13 protein-coding genes are annotated in these 16,640 nt (G+C 69.9%); 6 read left to right on the top strand and 7 right to left on the bottom strand.

Features of this window, described 5'->3' with window-relative positions; all coding sequences use genetic code 11:
• Positions 1 to 62: 62 nt before the first annotated feature.
• The gene (locus LVB77_RS10430; protein WP_232910053.1) at positions 63 to 6,749 is read right to left on the bottom strand and encodes a putative Ig domain-containing protein; all 6,687 of its coding nucleotides are present in this window, start codon (positions 6,747 to 6,749) and stop codon (positions 63 to 65) included.
• A gap of 295 nt (positions 6,750 to 7,044) precedes the next feature.
• Here LVB77_RS10430 and LVB77_RS10425 point away from each other — a divergent pair, with 295 nt between their 5' ends.
• From LVB77_RS10425 to LVB77_RS10410, 4 genes are all read left to right on the top strand, one after another.
• On the top strand, positions 7,045 to 7,569 hold the full coding sequence (locus LVB77_RS10425) for a tail fiber protein (RefSeq protein ID WP_232910052.1): 525 nt from the start codon (positions 7,045 to 7,047) through the stop codon (positions 7,567 to 7,569).
• Between the two features lie 30 nt (positions 7,570 to 7,599).
• A complete protein-coding gene (locus tag LVB77_RS10420; protein WP_232910051.1) occupies positions 7,600 to 8,130 on the top strand; it encodes a tail fiber protein in 531 nt (176 codons plus the stop codon).
• A 48-nt stretch (positions 8,131 to 8,178) separates the two neighbouring features.
• The gene (locus tag LVB77_RS10415; RefSeq protein WP_232910050.1) at positions 8,179 to 8,712 is read left to right on the top strand and encodes a tail fiber protein; all 534 of its coding nucleotides are present in this window, start codon (positions 8,179 to 8,181) and stop codon (positions 8,710 to 8,712) included.
• A gap of 106 nt (positions 8,713 to 8,818) precedes the next feature.
• Positions 8,819 to 9,268, top strand: coding sequence for a GNAT family N-acetyltransferase (locus LVB77_RS10410; protein WP_232910049.1), 450 nt, complete (start codon positions 8,819 to 8,821; stop codon positions 9,266 to 9,268).
• Positions 9,269 to 9,463: 195 nt separating this feature from the next.
• Here the strand turns inward: LVB77_RS10410 and LVB77_RS10405 are convergent, their stop codons facing one another.
• From LVB77_RS10405 to soxR, 3 genes are all read right to left on the bottom strand, one after another.
• Positions 9,464 to 9,760, bottom strand: coding sequence for a hypothetical protein (locus tag LVB77_RS10405; RefSeq protein WP_232910048.1), 297 nt, complete (start codon positions 9,758 to 9,760; stop codon positions 9,464 to 9,466).
• 106 nt (positions 9,761 to 9,866) lie between these two features.
• Positions 9,867 to 10,376 carry a DUF1993 domain-containing protein gene (locus tag LVB77_RS10400; protein WP_232910047.1) on the bottom strand — a complete coding sequence of 170 codons (510 nt, stop codon included), beginning with the start codon at positions 10,374 to 10,376 and terminating at the stop codon, positions 9,867 to 9,869.
• A gap of 253 nt (positions 10,377 to 10,629) precedes the next feature.
• Complete coding sequence (gene soxR, locus LVB77_RS10395; RefSeq protein ID WP_232910244.1) at positions 10,630 to 11,046, bottom strand: redox-sensitive transcriptional activator SoxR; 417 nt, start codon at positions 11,044 to 11,046, stop codon at positions 10,630 to 10,632.
• A 96-nt stretch (positions 11,047 to 11,142) separates the two neighbouring features.
• Between soxR and LVB77_RS10390 the strand changes: the two genes are divergently transcribed.
• Complete coding sequence (locus LVB77_RS10390; RefSeq protein ID WP_232910046.1) at positions 11,143 to 12,168, top strand: NADP-dependent oxidoreductase; 1,026 nt, start codon at positions 11,143 to 11,145, stop codon at positions 12,166 to 12,168.
• Between the two features lie 62 nt (positions 12,169 to 12,230).
• Positions 12,231 to 13,604 (top strand): MFS transporter, encoded by a 1,374-nt coding sequence (locus tag LVB77_RS10385; RefSeq protein WP_343226233.1) that lies wholly within the window; start codon positions 12,231 to 12,233, stop codon positions 13,602 to 13,604.
• A gap of 157 nt (positions 13,605 to 13,761) precedes the next feature.
• Here LVB77_RS10385 and LVB77_RS10380 read toward each other — a convergent pair whose 3' ends face one another.
• The 3 genes from LVB77_RS10380 to LVB77_RS10370 form a co-directional block, all read right to left on the bottom strand.
• Positions 13,762 to 14,973: a glycosyltransferase gene (locus tag LVB77_RS10380; protein ID WP_232910045.1), complete on the bottom strand. Its 1,212-nt coding sequence runs from the start codon at positions 14,971 to 14,973 to the stop codon at positions 13,762 to 13,764.
• A gap of 280 nt (positions 14,974 to 15,253) precedes the next feature.
• Positions 15,254 to 15,718: a hypothetical protein gene (locus tag LVB77_RS10375; RefSeq protein WP_232910044.1), complete on the bottom strand. Its 465-nt coding sequence runs from the start codon at positions 15,716 to 15,718 to the stop codon at positions 15,254 to 15,256.
• Positions 15,702 to 16,586: a hypothetical protein gene (locus tag LVB77_RS10370; protein WP_232910043.1), complete on the bottom strand. Its 885-nt coding sequence runs from the start codon at positions 16,584 to 16,586 to the stop codon at positions 15,702 to 15,704. The genes LVB77_RS10375 and LVB77_RS10370 overlap by 17 nt, the downstream gene beginning before the upstream one ends.
• Positions 16,587 to 16,640 lie beyond the last annotated feature (54 nt).

Below are 16,640 nucleotides of genomic sequence, written 5' to 3'. Positions count from 1 at the left end.
TGACGCCGCGCCGGCGTTCCTGAGAACAGGCGGATGCGGGCCAGCCGCGTCCGCCTGCTCGATCAGTACTTCTTCTCCAGGTTCAGCAGGATGCCATGGTCGCTGTCGTCGTCGCTGCCGAACAGACCGCGGTACTCGAAGCGCAGCGTGAAGTCGCGCTCGGTGCGCAGGATCGCGCCCAGGCCGAACACGAAGCGGTTGCGCTTGAGGCCGTCGATCTCGCCGCGGTAGAACGGCCCGCCCACCAGGTCGGCGTAGCTCATGGTGACCGAGCTGTCGTCCTGGAAGTCGTGCTGGTACTCGAAGCGCAGCTGCGGCGAGAACGTGCCGTAGCTGACCGGGACTTCGTAATCCATCCGCAGGCCGAGGCTGGCGGTGGTGGTGTCGACGTCCTGATCCTCGTAGCGCAGCGCGTAGATCGCGTCGCCCTGCTCGGTGTACCCGTCCAGACGCGCGCGTGCGATGTCCAGGCGTGCGTAGGGCGAGATGTGCAGGCGGTCGCGCTGGTAGTCGCCGCCGGCCGAGAACGAAGCGAACCACTGCGTGCCGTCGCGCTCGCCGCGCACCCGTCCGCCGTTGGCGCTGACGTAACGGCGCGCGTCGAACGACAGCCACTGGTAGCCGAGCAGACCGTCGAGGAAGAAGGTCTCGCCGGGGTGGTAGCTGCCGTACATCGCCACGGTGTAGCTCTTGGCGTCGCTGCGGGTGCCGTTGCGGCCGACGTCGGTGTTGTCGCGGCCGTAGCCGATGCCGCCACCGATGGCGAACACGTCGTTCACGCGGGTATCGACGCCGGCGCTGATGCCGGTGGTCTCGAAGTCGAAGCCGGCGCTGCCGGAACGGCTGTCGCGATCGCCGCTGTTGAGCGCGCCACCGGTCCAGATGGTGAACGAGCTGCTGTCGCCGCCGTTCGCGGCCGCATTGGCCGATTCCACCGGAGCGGATTCGTCGCGGGTCGCGACCTGACGGCAGTCGCTGCCCGGCGTGCGGCGCACGTCGTCGCTGCAACGGCGGTCGACGCCGAAGGTGATGCCGTTCTGGAAGCGACCGCCCTGCCCGCCGCCGCCGTGCATGCCTTCCATGCGCTGCTGGAAGTTGCCGATCTGCGAGTTGGCGAAGCGACGCGCCGCCGAGGTCTGGGCACCGAGCAGGCCCATGACTTCCGCGTCCTGAGTCGGATCCGGGCGTGCCGCGACGTCGATGTCGATGGTCGCCGGGGCCGAGGTCGTGTACGCATTGGCCAGGGTGAAGGTGACCGTCGCCGTGCCCGAGAACGCGGTGTTCGGCGTGTAGGTCAGGCGATAGCTCGCGCTGGCGCCGCTGCCGACCTGGGCGATGGTCGCGGTGCCGGACGAGGCCGGCGACAGCGACACCACCGTGGCGGCGGTGAACGGACCACCGGTCGCGCCCGCGGTCAGATCCACCACGACCGGCGTGCCGGCGATGGTGCTGACGCGACGCGAGACCGCCACCGGCACCGGATTGACGGTGACGGTCGCCGTCAACGGCGCCGACGGGCCGAAGGCGTTGTTGAGCGTGTAGCCGATGGTGACCGTGCCCGAGGCGCTGGCCGGCGGCGTGTAGATGATGTTGGTGCCGCTGACCACCGCCGTGCCCGTGCTGGGCGCGGTGAGGATGGTCACACCGGTGTACGGGCCGCCGCTGGCGCCGACGGTGGTGTCGATGGTGACCGGCTGGCCGGCCAAGGTGGTGGCGGTCTGCGGCTGCCCCACCGGCACCGGCAACGGCGTGACGGTGATCGACACCGTGGCCGGCGCCGAGGTGCCGCCCGGACCGATCGCGGTGTAGGTCAGCGAATCCGGACCGAAGTACGCGGTGGCCGGGGTGTAGACGATGTTGAGGCCGCTGACCACGGCGGTGCCGTGCGCCGGCGCCGAGGCGATCGCGATGGACGTGATCACGCCGGTGTCGTTGCCGGTCACGGCGATGGTCACCGGCTGCTGCGCCAGGGTGCTGGCGGTGTCGTCGACCGCCACCGGCACGGCGTCGGCGATCGCGATCGTGTAGCTCTGCGTCGTGTTGTAGCCGGCGTCGTCGGTGGAACGGACCACGAAGGTGTAGCTGCCCGCCGTGGTCGGGGTGCCGCTGATCGCGCCCGCCGAGCTGAAGGCCACGCCGATCGGCAGGTTGCCCGAGACGATCGAGTACGTGTACGGCGCGATGCCGCCGCTGCTGCTCAGGCTCTGCGAGTAGGCGATGCCGACCGTGCCGCCCGGCAGCGTGGACGGAGCGATCACCACCGTCGCCGGCGCGATGCTGAAGGTGTACACGCGCGAGGCGGTCTGACCGTTGGTGTCGGTCGACTGCACGGTGATGCTGAAGTTGCCGTCCGAACGCGGGATGCCGGAGATCGCACCGGCCGAGCTGAAGGTCATGCCGATCGGCAATGCACCGCTGAGCAGCGAGTAGCTGTACGGCGCGACGCCGCCGGTGGAGCTGAGCTGGGCGCTGTACGCCGTCGCCGCGGCGCCGTTGGGCAGGCTGGGCGGATCGATCGTGATCGCCGGCACGGCCACCACGATGGTGTAGCTCTGCTGCAACGCGAACGGTGCGCCGGCGCCGGTGCTGGCATCGGTCGCGCGGATCGAGACGTTGTAGTTGCCCGGCACGGTCGGCGTACCGCTGAGCACGCCAGCCGAGCTGAAGCTCACGCCCACCGGCAACGAACCGGCGGCCAGCGAGAAGCTGTACGGCGCGGTGCCGCCGCTGGCGGCGAAGTTGATGGTGGTGGCCACGCCGTAGTTCATCGGCAGGTTGCCGGCGGCCGGCGTCATGCTCAGCGTCGGCGCGCCGACGGTCAGCGTGAAGACCTGGCCGACGGTGAACGGACCGTTGCCGGTGCTGCTGTCGGTGGCGCTGGCGTTGAGGGCGAAGCTGCCGCTCGCGGTCGGCGTGCCCGACACGGTGACGCTGTTGGCGGTGGTGCCGGTCACGCTCAGGCCGGCCGGCAGGCCGGTGACGGCGAAGCCGGTGTACGGCGCGGTGCCGCCATTCCAGGTGAAGGTCTGGCTGTAGCTGGCGCCGATCTGCGCGGTCAGCGGATCGCCCGCGGTCACGGTGATGCTCGGGTTGGACACGGTGATGGTGACCGTGGCCAGCGCCGAGGTGCCCGCACTGTTGGTCGCGGTGTAGGTGAAGCTGTCCGGACCGGCGTAACCGGCGGTCGGGGTGTAGGTGATGCTGGTGCCGCTGGCCGTCGCGGTGCCATGCGCCGCAGCCGACGCGACCGCCACCGAGGCCGGAATGCCGCCGGTGATGTTCAGCGTGATCGGATTGGCGCTGCTGCCGTAGGCCACCGTGGCCGAGACCGGATTGGCCACCGGCACGATGTCGTTGATCAACAGCGTGTAGCTCTGCGGCGCGGACGAATACGGGCCGCTGCCGCCGCTGCTGTCGGTCGCGATCAGGTTGAAGGTGTAGCTGCCCGGCGTGGTCGGCGTGCCGGTGATGGCGCCGGCACCGCCGATCGACAGGCCCGGCGGCAGGGCGCCGGTGCCGACCGCGTAGCTGTACGGCGCGGTGCCGCCGGTGGCCGGATTGATCGCCACACCGTAGGCGCTGGCGACGGTGCCGTTGGGCAGGCTGGTCGGCGGCAGCAACACGGTCGCGGCCGTGATGGTCACGGTGTAGGACTGCGAACCCGTGTACGGGCCGCTGCCGGTGCTGCTGTCGGTCGCGGTGACGGTGAAGTTGAACGTACCGCCCGCGGTCGGCGTGCCGGTGAGGTTACCCGTGCCGGCCAAGCTCAGGCCCGGCGGCAGTGCGCCGGCGGTAACCGCGAAGCTGTAGCCGGCGGTGCCGCCCGACGCGGTCACGGTCTGGCTGTACGCCTGCGCCACGCCGCCGTTGGGCAGCGTCGCCGGGGCGACGGTGATGGTCGCCGCGCTCACGGTGAGCGTGTAGGCGCGCGAACCGGTCTGACCGTGGTTGTCGGTCGCGGTGACGGTGAAGTTGAACGTACCGCCCGCCGTCGGCGTGCCGCTCAGGCTGCCGGTGGTGCTCAGGCTCACACCGGCCGGCAACGCGCCGGCGGTGACCGCGAAGCTGTACGGCGCGATGCCGCCGGCCGCAGTCAGTGCCTGGCTGTAGGCCACGCCGATCTGCGCGTTCGGCACGGTGGCCGGCGACACGGTGATGGTCGGCGCGGCCACCTGCAGCACGTAATTCTGGGTGCGTGCGAACGGCGCGCCGGTGCCGGTCGAGTTGTCGCGTGCGCGCACCGAGAAGGTGAACAGACCGGTGACGGTCGGCGTGCCCGACAGCACGCCGGTGTTGGCGTCCAGGCTCAGGCCGGCCGGCAGCGCGCCCGCCGAGATCGTGTAGTTGTAAGGCGCGGTGCCGCCGCCCGCGACGTAGGTCTGGCTAAACGCCGCGCCGTAAGTCGCGCTCAGCGTGCCCGCGGCCGGCGTCAGCGTCAGCGTCGGCGCGCTCACCGACAGGGTGAAGTTGCCGCCAATGGTGAACGGACCGTTGCCGGTGCTGGAATCGGTCGCGGTCGGCGTGAGCGCGAACGAACCCGCCGCGCTCGGCGTACCGGACACGGTGACGCTGTTGGCGGTGGTGCCGGTGATGCTCAGACCGGCCGGCAGGCCGCCGACGGTGTAGCCGGAGAACGGCTGCGTGCCGCCGGTCCAGGTGAACGTCTGCGTATAGGCCACGCCGATCTGCGCGGTCAGCGGACCGCTCGCGGCCACCGTGATCGTCGGGTTGCCGACGGTGATGCTGACCGTGGCCGGCGCGGACGTGCCGGCGCTGTTGGTCGCGGTGTAAGTGAAGCTATCGGGACCGGCGTAGCCCGGGGTGGGCTGGTAGGTGATCGACGTGCCGCTGGCGATCGCCGTGCCGTTGGCCGGCGCGGCGCCGATGGCGACCGAGGTCGGCACGCCGCCGGTGATGTTCAGCGTGATCGGATTGGCGCCGCTGTTGTAGGCGACCGTCGCCGACACCGGATTGGCCACCGGCGGGATGTTGATGATCTGCAGCGCATAGCCGCGCGGCGCCGAACTGTACGGCCCGCTGCCGGTGCTGCTGTCGGTCGCGGTCACGGCGAAGTTGAAAGTGCCCGACGCGGTCGGCGTGCCGGACAGCGTACCCGTGCTGGCGATCAGGGCGAGGCCCGGCGGCAAGGCGCCGGCGGTGACCGCATACGTGTACGGCGCGGTGCCGCCGTTGGCCGGATTGAGCGTGGCGCTGTAGGCCACGCCCTGGGTGCCGTTGGCCAGCGTGGTCGCCGGCAGGTTCACCGTCGGCGGCGCGATCACCAGCGCGTAGGCGCGCGAACCGGTGTGCGGCGCGCCGGTGCCGGTGCTGCTGCCGGTGGCGGTCACGGTGAAGTTGAAGGTGCCGCCCGCGGTCGGCGTGCCGGTCAAGGCGCCGGTGGTGGTGTTCAAACTCAGGCCGGCCGGCAGCGCGCCGGCTGTTACCGCGTAGGTGTACGGCGCGATGCCGCCGCTGGCGCTGACGGTCTGGCTATAAGCCGCCGCGACCGCGCCGTTGGGCAGCGTGGTCGGCGCGATCACGATCACCGGCGGCGCCACCACCAGGCTGTAGGCGCGGGTGCCGGAGAAGTTGTTGGCGTCGGTCGCGCGCACCGTGAAGTTGAAGGTGCCCGCGGCAGTCGGCGTGCCGGTCAGCGCGCCGGAGGTGGTGTTGAGGCTCACGCCGGCCGGCAAGGCGCCCGCGCTGATGGCGAAGGTGTACGGCGCGGTGCCGCCGCTGCCGGTGAAGGTCTGGCTGTAGGCGGCACCGACGGTGGCGCCCGGCACGGTGGCCGGATTGACCACGATGGTCGGCGGCAGGATCACCTGCAGGGTCACCGTCTCGATCTCGGCATAAGTGCCGGTGCCGGAGCTGCTGTCGGTGACGCGGATGCCGAAGGTGAAGGTGCCCACGGTGGTGGGCGTGCCGCTCAGGGTCGCGCCGCTCAGGCTCAGACCGGGCGGCAGCGGGCCGGAAGCGACCTCGTGCGCGAAGGCGTACGTGGGGACGCCACCGCTGGCGGTGAAGGTGACCGTGTACGGGATGCCCTGCGCGGCCACCGGCGGCGGCGAAGGCGCGATGGTCAGGGTCGGGTTGGCGGCCGAACCGCTGAAGGTGCGCACGCCGCTGTCGCCGACGTTGTCGGTGGCGCGGATGCTGAAGGCGTACGCGCCGCGCCGGGTCGGCGTGCCGCTGATGGTGTTGCCGGTCAGGCTCAGGCCCGGCGGCATGGTGCCGCCGTCCAGCACGAACGTATAGGGCGCGGTACCGCCGCTGCCGCTGAGGGTGGTGCTGAAGGGCACGCCCACGGTCAGCGCGACCGCCGGGCTGGCACCGATGGTGATCGTCGACGCCGGACCGATGGCGACGGTCACGGTGATGTCGTTGTTGAAGTCGTCCTTGATGATGAACGTGTCGGTGGTCGCGGTGTCGCCGTTGTGGGTGTAGGTCAACGGGATGTTCGCGCCCGACTGCACGCCGACGGTGCGGGTGCCGTGCGGCGTGGCCGCGCTGCCCGCGGCGATGCCGAAGCCGCCGTGGCAGTGATTGATGTTGATCGTCTGCGAGCCGCTATGGGCCACCGACATGCTCAACGTGGGGCAGAAGGTCGAGGGCGCCGCCAGCGCCGATTGCGGCCACACGCTGCCTAAGGCGAGCAGCGCCATGGCGAACCAGGAGAAGAGCGTAGTGAAGAAGACGTGGGAAGGCGCACGCGGCGTCTCCACGCTATGCGCTGAAAGCTGTTGCATGTTCTGCCCCTGTTGGCACCGCACAGGCCCGAACGCCCGCAGGCTTTCGAGCCAGTCCGGCGAGACCTGTATCCCTGTCCGCGGACCCCGGGCCTAAGCCCAGACCGCACCCCTTGCGAACTGCTGCCCGACATTCAACCAGGATTCGCGGCTCAAAGAAAGTGCCACGTAGCTCACAGATTTTTCTTGCTGCACCGCGGCAAAAATTTCGCTTGTCTGGCGCATGAAGAGTGCGCGAGAGTAGCGCCCGCGCCGGACATGACGTCCGTGCCACCATCCTTTCGGGGGAAAAGGTATGACCGAAGTCTTCCTCGGGCAGATCATGCTCACGGGTTTCCCGTTCGCGCCCAAGGGGTTCGCCCTTTGCAACGGACAGCTCCTTGCCATCGCCCAGAACCAAGCCCTGTTTTCGTTGTTGGGGACCATGTACGGCGGTAACGGCACCACCAATTTCGCGTTGCCCAACATGCAGTCCCGCACCCCGACCGGTGCCGGCAACTCCGTGGATCCGGGCTGGAACCCGACGCCCTACACCCAGGGCGAAACCGGCGGCGTCGAGAACGTGACCCTGCTGACCAGTCAGATGCCCGGCCATAACCACCTGGTCAACGGCACCAACGTCGCAGGCGCGCTGCGCAATCCCACCTCGGGCTTGTACGGCACCAACAGCACCAACATCTTCGGACCGGGCACCGGCGCCCTGGTCCCGCTGCAGGGCGTGGGCCCGGCCGGCGGCAACCAGCCGCACCCGAACATGCAGCCCTACACCGTGATCAATTTCGTGATCGCGCTGGCCGGCATCTATCCGTCGCGCAACTGACGCTTCCGGCATCCACTACAGGAGTTCCTTATGAGCACCCCTTACGTCGGAGAAATCCGGATGTTCGGCTTTTCGCGCTCGCCCAACGGCTGGTTCGCGTGCGACGGCTCGCTTAAGTCCATCGCCGAGTACGAGGTTCTGTACGCGCTGATCGGCACCACCTACGGCGGCGACGGCATCAACACCTTCGGCGTGCCCGACCTGCGCGGCCGCGTGCCGATCCACCAGGGCCACGGCCCGGGTCTGGGCACCTACGTGATGGGCCAGATGGCCGGCACCGAAAGCGTCACCCTGATCACCACGCAGCTGCCGACCCACACCCATCCGCTGATGGCCACCACGGCCCTGTCCACCACCGGCGCGGTCGGCAACACGGTCCTGCCCGCCGCGGTCTCCGGCGAAACCATGTACGTCACCGACATCACCGGCGCCACCGGTGCACCGCTGGCGGCCAACGCGATCGTCCCCGCCGGCAACACCCAGCCGCACGACAACGAAATGCCGACGCTGACGGTGCAGTTCTGCATCGCCTGGGCGGGCGTTTTCCCGTCGCAGGGCTAAGCCGCCGGCACGCGATTCTTCGCGCCTATACGATTCGAGGACACGACCATGACCGAACCTTTCATCGGCGAAATCCAGCTGTTCGGCTTCAACTTCCCGCCGCGCGGCTGGGCCTTCTGCAATGGCGTCACCATGGCCATCCAGCAGAACACCGCGCTGTTCTCCCTGCTGGGCACCCAGTACGGCGGTAACGGCCAGAGCACCTTCCAGCTGCCCAACTTCACCAACCGCACGGCCATCCAGCAGGGCCAGGGCCCGGGCCTGACGCCTCACTCCATCGGTGAGGTCTACGGCAGCAACTCGGTGACGCTGACCCAGAACACCATTCCGTCGCACACCCACCCGCTGACCGTCTATAACCAGCCCACCGAAGCCAAGCGCACCAGCGCACCGGCTGCGGGCAACTACCTGGGCCTGCCCACCACCGGCAATCCGTTCGTCCAGAACGCGACCGCCAGCGTGCAGTTCAGTCCCAACATGATCGGCCCGGCCGGCAACGGCCAGCCGCACGAAAACCGCCAGCCCTACCTCGCGTCGAACTTCTGCATCGCGTTGCAGGGCGTCTTCCCGTCCTTCCCGTAAGGACATGATGCAGGCGCCGTCGCGGCTAACAGCGTTTCCGACGGGCCGCGACGACCGCCTGACGACACCCGCGCTCCTAAGCGAGCGCGGGTACGCGTTACGGCCGTTGCGCGACGACGACCTGCCCTGGCTGCGCGATCTCTACGCCAGCACCCGCGCCGACGAACTCGCGCCTATCCCTTGGCCCGACGCCGCCAAACGCGCCTTCCTCGACAACCAGTTCGCGCTGCAGCACCAGCACTACCTGCTGCACTACGCCGACGCCGACTTCCTCGCCATCGAGCGCGGCGGCGCGCCGGTCGGCCGCTACTACCTGCAGCGCGCCGCGCCCGATCACCTGATCGTCGATGTCTGCCTGCTGCCGGCCGAGCGTGGGCGCGGCGTGGCCGCGGCCCTGATCGGCCACAGCCAGCAAACGGCCGCCGCGCAAGGCTGCGGCTTGAAGCTGCACGTGCAATCCGACAACGCCGCCGCGCAGCGCCTGTACCAGCGCCTTGGCTTCGTTGTGATCGAGAATCTGCAGTCCCACCTGCTGTTGCGCTGGACCCAGGGTTGATCCGGCGATTCAAGCCGGTCACCGAAGCGCTACTTGAAGCCCCGGTGCCTGTTTCGTTTCGTCATTCCCGCGAAGGCGGGCTCCGCTACACTTCGGCGGAGCCGAACATCCAGGGCTGCTCGTGCGAGAACGCCCCGCTTCAGCCCTGCTTTGGGGCAGCTACCGCACAAGCTGCGACCGCCACCCTTTACGACCTCAGTTAAACACCGCCTGGTACAAAAACCCGTCGCGCTCGCGCGCGACCGGCACCAGGAAAATCCCGATCTCGCCGATCTCGGCATGGCGCATCAGGTAGGTCTGCTGCGGGAACAGAAAGGCCGAGCCGTTGCGGAACAGCAACGAGAACGGCGCCCGCGCCGCACCCGGCGGCACCTGCGACGCGGTCAAAGCGCGCGCCTCCACCAGCACGAAAGGGATCTCGCCGTCGTTCATGACCGCCGAGAAGGTTTCGTCGACGTGGCGGGCGAAGTGATCGAGCGTCAGCAGTTCCATGCGGGTTCCCCAAAACCGAACCGCATGGTCGCCGCGCGGCGCGCGCGATGCAAGCGCGCCGCGCGCGGGCGCGCAACGGTCGGCCCGTTGCGCGCCGGGCGGGGCCTCAGCCCTGGCCCATGTAGTCGCGCTTGCCGACCTCGACGCCGTTGTGGCGCAGGATCGCGTAGGCGGTGCTGACGTGGAAATAGAACTGCGGCAGGCCGTAGTGCAGCAGGTAGTCGGTGCCGGAGAAGCGGCGCTCCTTCGGCGTACCCGGGCGCAGCACCACGTCGCGTGCTTCCGAACCTTCGAACAGCAGCGGCTCCAGGCTGTCGATGAAGGCCGTGGCCTTGGCGATGCGCGCCTGCAGCTGCTCCACGCTGGTTTCGTCGTCCGGATACGAGGGCACCTCGGCGTCGGCCAGGCGCGCGCTCACGCTCTTGGCGAAATCGCAGGCGATCTGCACCTGGCGCTGCAACGGGAACATGTCCGGGTACAGGCGCGACTGCAGCAGCACCTCCGGTTCGATCTTCTTGTCCGCGGCAAAGGCCTGGGCCTTATCCAGCAGCGCGCTGAGGCTGCCGAGGAACTGCTTGAACACGGGTACGGAGGCGGCGTGCATGGAAACGGTCATGGCGGGACTCGTGGTGGTGAATCCGCCATGGTACGCCGGCCCCGCCACACGGCCATGCACGCATCGATGGATCGATGCATTCCGCCGACGACGAGGATGCCGCTGCGGAAGATGGCGTTACCGGATAACAGCCCCACCACTGCCGACGCGCGGCTCATCCCCCATCGGCTGGCGAAAGCCGCTTGCCCTCTCCCTTTGCAAAAGGAGGAAAACCAGCCGAAGCAGGCTTGGTCGGCCAACGCCGCTTCGTGCGCTACTCCACCCCATGCTCCCACCGCTGCGCGCCCTGCCCGTCCTCGGCCAGCACATCGCCGGGATTGGCCAGCCGGCAACGGTCGATCGACAGGCAGCCGCAACCGATGCAGTCGTCGAGGGTGTCGCGCATCTGGCTGAGCTTCTGGATGCGCTCGTCCAGCTCCGTGCGCCAGGCCGCCGACAGGCGCTCCCAGTCCTTGCGCGTGGGCGTGCGCGCGTCGGGCAAGGTCGAGAACGCCTCCAGGATGGTCGCCAGCGGCATGCCCACGCGCTGGGCGACGCGGATGATCGCGATCCGGCGCAGCATGTCGCGCCCGTAACGGCGCTGGTTACCGGCCGTGCGCTGGCTGTGGATCAGGCCCTTGGCCTCGTAGAAGTGCAGCGTCGATACCGCCACGCCGCTGCGTTGCGCCATTTGTCCCACGCTGAGTTCGCTGGTCGTGCGCACGCCCTTGACCTGAAGTTAGGTTGAGGTCCTATCCTGCGCGTCCCCACTCCCGCCGGTCAATCCATGGACAACCGCAACGCGCGCGAAGACGAGCTCGACCGCGACGCCGATTCCGCCCTCGCCTACGACGACCGCGGCCTGATGCAGGCCGTGCATTTCGATCGCTACGGCGGCCCCGACGAGCTCTACCCCACCGTGCTGGCCATGCCCGAGGCGGCGCCGGGCGAGTTGCGCGTGCGCGTGCGCGCGGCCGGCGTGCAGCCGGCCGACATCGCGCGCCGCAGCGGCGAGTTCGCGCGGCGCGGCATCGACGCGCAGGCCGCCTTCCCGCAGCGCCTGGGCCACGAGTTCGCCGGCGTCGTCGACCAGATCGGCGACGGCGTGCGCGGCTACTACCACGGCCAGGAAGTGCTGGGCTGGTGCGACGGCGGCGCCTATGCCGAAGCCGTGACCGTGCCCGCCGCGCAAGTCGTGGCCAAGCCGCCGATGATGTCCTGGGCCGTGGCCGGCGCGCTGTCCGCGTCCGGTCAGACCGCGCAGGTCGCCCTGCGCGCGCTCGAGGTAGGACGCGGCGACACCTTGCTGGTCCACGGCGCCGCCGGCGGCGTGGGTTCGATCGCAGTCCAGCTGGCGCGTCTGGCCGGCGCGCGCGTGATCGGCACCGCCAGTCGCGAAAACCACGCCTACCTGCGCACCCTGGGCGCCGAGCCGGTCCTGTACGGCGAAGGCCTGGTCGCGCGCGTGCGCGAACTCGCGCCGCAGGGCGTGACGGTCGCGCTGGACGCGGCCGGACGCGGCGCCATCGCCGCCTCGCTGGCACTGGGCGCCCGCCGCGAACGCATCGGCAGCCTGGTCGATGGCGCAGGCGCGCGCGAGCACGGCGCACTGCGCCTGCGCGGCGAATGCGACCGCGACCGCCTGCGCCAGTTGGTCGAACTCTACGAACACGGTCGCCTGCACGTGCACGTGCGCGAGATCTATCCGCTGGCGCATGCCGCGGTCGCGCACCGCGACGTCGAGACCGGCCACGGCCGCGGCAAGGTGGTGCTGATGGTGTACCAGATCGGCGACAGCGGATTCGGGCCGTGACCCAAGCCGACGCCCTGCCCCATCGCGACGGCGCTGGCGCAACCGCTGCCGGGATCGACGCGATCCCCGACGAAGCTGCGAGTTCCGGCGCAAACGCGGCGGCTGGCGTGTTCGACCGGCGCTACCGCGCGCTCACCGTCGGCGCGATCGCCCTGGTCGCGCTGGGCGCGTTCGAGGCGCTGGCGGTGGCGACCGCGATGCCGACCGTGGCCGAGGCCCTGAACGGCTTGCCGCTGTACGCGCTCGCCTTCGGCGGCACGCTGGCCGCCAGCGTGGTCGGCATGGTCGCGTCCGGCCGCTGGGCCGACACGCGCGGACCGGCGATGCCGCTGCGCCATGGCATCGTCTGGTTCGCGATCGGATTGCTGGTGGCCGGCCTGGCCCCGTCGATGGCCTGGCTGCTGCTCGGCCGCGTCCTGCAAGGGTTCGGCGGCGGCCTGATGTCGGTCGCGCTGTACGTGGTGGTCGGGCGCAAATACCCGCAGGCATTGCGCCCGCGCATCTTCGCCGCGTTCGCCGCCGCCTGGGTGGTGCCGGCCGTCATCGGCCCGGCGATCAGCGGCGCCATCGTCGAACACCTGGGCTGGCGCTGGGTGTTCCTGTCGGTGCCGCTGATCGCGGTCGCGGCCGCCGCGCTGGTGTTGCCGGCCGTGCGCCATCTCGGCCCGCCCGCGCATGCCGATTCGGCCGACGCCGACGCGCCTGCGCGCATGCCCTGGGCCATCGGCGCGGCAGGCAGCGCGCTGCTGCTGCACATCGCCGGCCAGCAACGCGGCGCGCTGGCGGTCTTCCTGCTCGCATTGGCGGCCGCGGGGCTGGTGGTCTGCGCGCTGCGCCTGCTGCCCGCCGGCACCCTGCGCGCGGCGCGCGGCTTGCCGACCGTGATCGCCCTGCGCGGCATCGCCTCGGCCGCGTTCTTCGGTACCGAAGTGTTTCTGCCGCTGCTGCTCTCGCACGAACGCGATTGGTCGCCGACCGCCGCCGGCCTGGCGCTCACCCTGGGCGCGATCGGCTGGTCGACCGGATCCTGGTACCGCGGCCGTCCCGTGCAGCGCTACGCGCCGCCGCGCCTGCTGCAAGCCGGCATGAGCCTGATCGCGATCGGCATCGCCGCCATCGCCGCCCTGCTCGCGCCAGCGGTGCCCACCGCCGTCGGCGTATCGGGCTGGGTGCTCGCCGGCCTGGGCATGGGCATGGTCTTCCCCAGTCTTTCGGTGCTGACCCTGGAACTGTCGCCGCCCGCGCAGCAGGGCCTGAACTCGTCGGCGCTGCAACTGTGCGATGCGCTGTTCACCGCCAGCGTGCTCGCGATCGGCGGCTCGCTGTTCGCCGCGCTGCTGCCGCACGGCCACGCCGGCGCCTACCTGTCGGGGTTCGCGATCACACTGGCCTTGGCGCTGACGGGCGCGGTGCTCGCACGTCAGGTGCAGCCGTAGCGCGCGGCAGGCCGCGCGATACGATGCGGTGCGCCTGCGGCTTACCGCATCCTACGAACCACCACAGCCGTAGGATGCGGTGATAACCGCATCGGCGTTCCACCCGATCGTTACGATCCGATGCGGTGCGCCTTCGGCTTACCGCGTCCAACGATACTTAGGAGTGGGCTTCCGCCGTCATCGTCGTGGCGACCGCACGCCTGCTCGCCAGGCGTTCGTACAACGCCACCACCTGCTCCATCAGCCCCTCGGTGCTCCACGCGCGCGCGTCCACCGGCCCGGCCGCGGACAAGGCGGCGCGGGTTTCGGGCGAACGCAGCACCGTCGCCACGTGCTCGGCGAACGCGGCTTCGCCTTCCTCGCTGATCACCGCGCTGCGCGCATCGCGCAACACCGTGGCCGTGCCCATCACCGCCGTCGACACGATCGGCACGCCCAGCGCCATGGCCTCGATCAGGACCAGGCCCTGGGTTTCCGTCGGCGAGGCGAACACGAACACGTCGCCCGCGCGATACGCGTCCAGCAAAGTCGTACGCCGGTCCAGATTGCCGAAAAAGCGCACATGGTCCTGCAGCTTCAACTCCACGGTGAGGCGCTTGAGGCGCTCGGCGTCGGGGCCTTCGCCCGCGATCAGGAACAGCAGGTCCGGAAACGCGTCCGCCAGACGCCGCGCCACCCGCAGCAGGAAGGCGATGTTCTTCTCGACCGCCAGCCGGCTCACCGTGACCAGGGTCGGCCGCTGCGGCGCGATGCCGTGCTGCGCACGGAACTGCGCGCCGTCGCCGCGCGCGAACTCGCTCAGGTCGATCCCGGTCGGCAGCACCGTCGAGGGCGTGCCGATGCCGTACCGGTCCAGCACCTGCACCATCTGCGCGGTCGGCACGATCAGGTGATCGACGCCGTGGCACAGCGATCGCGAAGCCCGGCGCGCGAACGCGCGCAGCAGCGGCGCCGGCAGCCACGGCAGGTAATGGCCGACGTACTCCTCGAAATAGGTGTGGTAGGTCTCCACCGTCGGCCGCCCGGTCTGCCGCGCCAGCCGCACGCCCAGATTGTGGGCGCGGAACGGCGTGTGGATGTGGATCACGTCCCAATCCCGCGCCTGCAGGCGCGCCTGCGCCTCGCGCAGCGCCGATGCGCGGATCAGGCGATCCTCCGGGTCGAAGAAAATGACCCGCGACGGCAGCCGCAGGATCTCGAACTCGCCGTGGCCGTCGTGCTGTTCCTGGCCGCTGTCCGGCCCGTAATCCGGTGCCACCAATGTCACCGCATGCCCCATGCGCGCCAGCGACTGGGCGAAGGTGCGGATCGACGTCGAGACGCCGTTGACCCGCGGAAAATACACGTCGGACAGCATCAGGATGTTCATGGCCGCCAGACTATGGCGGGCCGATGACGGATTTATGGCGGCAGGCTGAACCGTCGGTGCCCGACGAAGCCGTACCCCGGATGGCGAAGGCGCAGCTTGCCGGTGCAAAGGCACCGGGCTGACGCGGCCGCCGCACGCCCGGTTCGTTCCATCAGCGCCCTACCCTACCCCCGCGATCGGCCGACCTTGTCCGCCTGCGCAGTCCCGCAGCCTAAAGGCGACGATGGCGGAAGGACACGGCCTGCCGCATCCTCCGCCATCGCCGTCGTCCTGGCGTGGGTTACCGCTCCTGCTTCTCGGGCAACGGCTCGTACACGATCACCGTGCCGGAGCCGGCCCCGCCGCCACCGGTGCCGCAGCTTCCAACGCAACCGCCGCTGCCGGCGCCGCCGCCCGTGCTGCCGCCACCGGGGGTCTGGCCGCCGTTCTCGCGCCGCTCGCGGCCTCCCGTGCCGTAGAGGCCGAAATCGTCGGTGATGTAGTACTTCGCGCAGTAGGTTTCGTTGCAGATGATGTAGATGTCGCCCTTGTTCCAGAACACGTCGCCGAACCAGCGATAGAACAAGGGCTTCATCTGCTGGACGTAGGCCGCGGTGAGCGGGTCCGGAGCGGGGTAGCCGACCTGGCAACCGTTGTCGCAATGAAACGGCCCGCGCTCGGCGGCCACCAGCCAGGCGCCGGCCAGCAGCAAGGGCACGGCCACTCCGGCCGCCAGCCAGTACTTCTTCTTATTTGCAGCAAGCATCGTAAATTCCCCTTCCTTGTTGTGTGGCGAGCCCTAGTTGCGCCGGACTCAGTCGACTCGCGAGTTCGTCCATCAGGCGTGCATCGACGTAGGCGGGATTGTTGAGCCCGACTGCGTGGTAGTAGGCATAGGCGCGCATCGGATCGCGCGCGGTCACTACGCCGTAGTCGTAGGCGTCGCTCAGGCCCAACAGCGCCTCGACGCTGCCGCTCGCGGCGGCGCGATGCAGGTAGCTCATGGCCTTATGGCGGTAGGCCACGACCTTCTCTGGGTTGGCGAGCATCTGCGAGGAGTTCCCGATCACCGCCTCGGCGTTGCGGGCGTAGCTGAGCTGGGCCATGACCACGCCGCTCTCGGCCGCCTGTTCCAGCCATCGAACGTTGTCGCGGTATTGCTCGGGGGTCAGTCCATGGCATTCCGGCGGCGTGCGCGCGATCAGTTGCGACTCGACGCCATCGCCCTCGACAGGCGCGGCGCGCTCAGCGCTGCCTCTGCCGCGATAGAGCTGGTGGCGGCACTCTTCGACTTTGATGAACAGATAGAACGCCGCATCGGCGTCGCCCGCCTCGGCGCGCGGGCGCAGCGCCGCCACCACATCCACCGCACGCCCGCGCGGCAGGTCGTAGCTGCGTGTCGGCGCCTCGCCGCGGCGGATCGCACCTGCCTGACGCGCGCGCTGGAGTTCGGCCGCCGGATCGTCGCCGCCGACCGTCGCGGTCGAAACCGCGGACGTCGCATGCGATGCGCCTGCCTCCGCCGGGGCCGCCACGGTTGCTTCGCGCCGCTTCCACCACGGCGCCTTCACCAGCACAACCGTCACCACGATCGCCAGCACCACCACGGCCGCCCAACGCACGCCCTTGCTCATCCGCATTCCCTTGCCCCGCATCCGTCTCGGCTATCCGGTCCGAGGGCCGGCACT

The sequence above is a fragment of the Lysobacter sp. 5GHs7-4 genome (assembly GCF_021284765.1).
In the GTDB taxonomy this organism is placed as follows: Bacteria; Pseudomonadota; Gammaproteobacteria; order Xanthomonadales; family Xanthomonadaceae; genus Lysobacter.
Note: the sequence above shows the minus strand (reverse complement) of the source record. Positions and strands in the feature narration are given on the sequence as shown.

Coding starts and splice junctions, on each gene's coding strand:
- LVB77_RS10380 (WP_232910045.1), bottom strand. CDS start 14,973: ATGAACATCCTGATGCTGTCCGACGTGTATTTTCCGCGGGTCAACGGC.
- LVB77_RS10375 (WP_232910044.1), bottom strand. CDS start 15,718: ATGCTTGCTGCAAATAAGAAGAAGTACTGGCTGGCGGCCGGAGTGGCC.
- LVB77_RS10420 (WP_232910051.1), top strand. CDS start 7,600: ATGAGCACCCCTTACGTCGGAGAAATCCGGATGTTCGGCTTTTCGCGC.
- LVB77_RS10415 (WP_232910050.1), top strand. CDS start 8,179: ATGACCGAACCTTTCATCGGCGAAATCCAGCTGTTCGGCTTCAACTTC.
- LVB77_RS10405 (WP_232910048.1), bottom strand. CDS start 9,760: ATGGAACTGCTGACGCTCGATCACTTCGCCCGCCACGTCGACGAAACC.
- soxR (WP_232910244.1), bottom strand. CDS start 11,046: ATGGCGCAACGCAGCGGCGTGGCGGTATCGACGCTGCACTTCTACGAG.
- LVB77_RS10390 (WP_232910046.1), top strand. CDS start 11,143: ATGGACAACCGCAACGCGCGCGAAGACGAGCTCGACCGCGACGCCGAT.
- LVB77_RS10400 (WP_232910047.1), bottom strand. CDS start 10,376: ATGACCGTTTCCATGCACGCCGCCTCCGTACCCGTGTTCAAGCAGTTC.
- LVB77_RS10370 (WP_232910043.1), bottom strand. CDS start 16,586: ATGAGCAAGGGCGTGCGTTGGGCGGCCGTGGTGGTGCTGGCGATCGTG.
- LVB77_RS10430 (WP_232910053.1), bottom strand. CDS start 6,749: ATGCAACAGCTTTCAGCGCATAGCGTGGAGACGCCGCGTGCGCCTTCC.
- LVB77_RS10425 (WP_232910052.1), top strand. CDS start 7,045: ATGACCGAAGTCTTCCTCGGGCAGATCATGCTCACGGGTTTCCCGTTC.